The sequence below is a fragment of the Mesorhizobium alhagi CCNWXJ12-2 genome (assembly GCF_000236565.1).
Lineage (GTDB): Bacteria > Pseudomonadota > Alphaproteobacteria > Rhizobiales > Rhizobiaceae > Allomesorhizobium > Allomesorhizobium alhagi.
On the sequence record NZ_AHAM01000317.1, the window covers coordinates 1 to 1,968 of the forward strand.

Here is a 1,968-nt window from a genome sequence, read left to right on the forward strand (position 1 = left end):
CGGCTTGCTTTCGAAGGAAAAGCTGCTGGCGGGAGACTTGCCGGGGGCGCTCGACGATCCAGCCGGCGAAGAGGATGTTGAGGCTGGGTAGAGCAGTGCGTCCGTTTGAATTCGGCTTGTGGTGTCGTTGCCATTCGCTGAAGCGGCTCGAGCGGCCTGGTCGCGCCAGAGAACGAACCCGCTCGCGCGGGAGGCGCAGGTTCGAGACCTGCTGGTTTATCGGCAGCGCCGGTGAGGTTGTAATCGACGAGGGGTGACGGACAGGCTCGGCCTCCGAGCATGAAGGTCCACCTTCAGCTTGAGAGGAGCATCCGATGACCTTCCCTTCGCATCCGTCCGGCAGCGCGCTTCGCGAGCGCATGATCGAAGACATGAACGTGCGTGGCTTCACCGAGGACACGCGCCGTGACTACATCCGCTGCGTGAAGAGATTTGCGGCGTTCATCGGCCGCTCGCCCGACGCGGCGACGGCTGAGGATCTCCGCCGTTTCCAAGTGCACCAGACCGAGAGCGGCATGCGGCCGCCGGGCATCAACAGCTCAGTTTCGGCGCTGCGCTTCTTCTTCACCGTCACGCTCGACCGACCCGATCTCTCTCGTCGTCTCGCGATAGTCCACCAGCCGCGCAAGCTGCCGCTGGTGCTGAGCGCTGAGGAGGTAGCGCGGCTGCTCGAAGCGGCGCCGGGGCCGAAGTACAAGGCCGCGCTCGGCACGGCCTACGGCGCCGGGCTGCGGGTCTCCGAGGTGGTGGCGCTCAAGGTGACCGACATCGACTCGGCGCGCATGTTGATCCGCGTCGAACAAGGCAAGGGCCGCAAGGATCGCCACGCCATGCTGTCGCCGCATCTGCTCGAACTGCTGCGCGCCTGGTGGCGGGAGGGCAAGCGCCGCGGCGTGATGTTGCCGCGGGGCTGGCTGTTCCCAGGACGCAATCCGGTCACACCGCTCTCCAGCCGCCAGCTGAACCGCGCTGTTCATGCCGCTGCGGAGGCGGCCGAGATCAGGAAGCGGGTGACGCCGCACACGTTGCGCCACAGCTTCGCCACCCATCTCCTGGAGCAGGACATCGATATCCGCGTCATCCAGGTCCTGCTCGGGCACGCCAAGCTCGACACCACCGCGCTCTATGCCCGCGTCGCCACCAACACGATCCGCACCGTGATGAGCCCGCTCGACCGGATCAAGCCGCTGACGCAGGACGAGACGCGACCGGACAGATGACGCCGCGGCGGTGAGCCGCCCGTCACTGGAGGTTGCCGACATCTTCCATCGCCATGGCGCCACCTGGCGCGCGGCGCATGCCGGTCATCTCAGCCTCGGCCAGATGAAGGTGATGTCGGCGATCGAGAGCTGCCGTACCGCTGCCCTCGGCGGCCATGTCGAGGCTTGCGAGGACTGCGGCCACAGCCGCATCGCCTATAACAGCTGCCTTATGGGCGGATCCAGTTATGGGGAGCTGGCGTGCTGACATCGACATTTTTCGGTGAATTGTTGCGCTTTTTGTCTCCATAACAGCGCGGTCCTGCGCCTCCGTCGGCTCGGCCATCGATGGCCGGTCACAAACGGAGACGAACATGTTGGAGACCTACTTCTCGGCATCGAAGCTGCTGGGGCATCTGCGGAGCGGACCAAGCGGACCATACCTTGACGGTTTCGCAGCCGCGCTCGAGCGGCAGGGCTATAGTGCCGGCACGGCCGCGCGATATTTGCGGGCGGCGGCGCACCTCGGCCATGTCGTGGCTCGGCAAGGGGCAATGCCCAACGACATTGATCTGGCGGTGTTCAGCGAGCACTTGCGCAGTTGTCGATGTCCGCGCGCCATGGGAGGGCGTCGCAACCACCACACCATTTTCGGCGCCAGGCTCTTTCGCGAGCACCTTGTCGAAATCGGCGTTTGCGAGTCCGCCGCTGCCGCATTGCAGCGTGCCGAGCCGTGCTTGGTGGCTCACTTCAAAGTGTGGCTGGGGGC

The 1,968-nt window shown here is 65.5% G+C and carries 2 protein-coding genes and 1 pseudogene; all 3 read left to right on the top strand.

The window, feature by feature from the left end:
- The first annotated feature begins 314 nt into the window (after positions 1-314).
- Positions 315-1,220 (top strand): tyrosine-type recombinase/integrase, encoded by a 906-nt coding sequence (locus tag MAXJ12_RS32645; RefSeq protein WP_008840507.1) that lies wholly within the window; start codon positions 315-317, stop codon positions 1,218-1,220.
- Positions 1,221-1,230: 10 nt separating this feature from the next.
- Positions 1,231-1,428, top strand: a pseudogene (locus MAXJ12_RS36315) (transposase zinc-binding domain-containing protein); the annotation flags it as partial.
- 145 nt (positions 1,429-1,573) lie between these two features.
- The coding region (locus tag MAXJ12_RS32655) for a hypothetical protein (RefSeq protein ID WP_008840509.1) at positions 1,574-1,968 on the top strand (395 nt) is incomplete at its 3' end.

Excerpts from the sequence above, each read along its gene's own strand:
- MAXJ12_RS32645 (WP_008840507.1), top strand. The coding sequence starts at position 315 with ATGACCTTCCCTTCGCATCCGTCCGGCAGCGCGCTTCGCGAGCGCATG.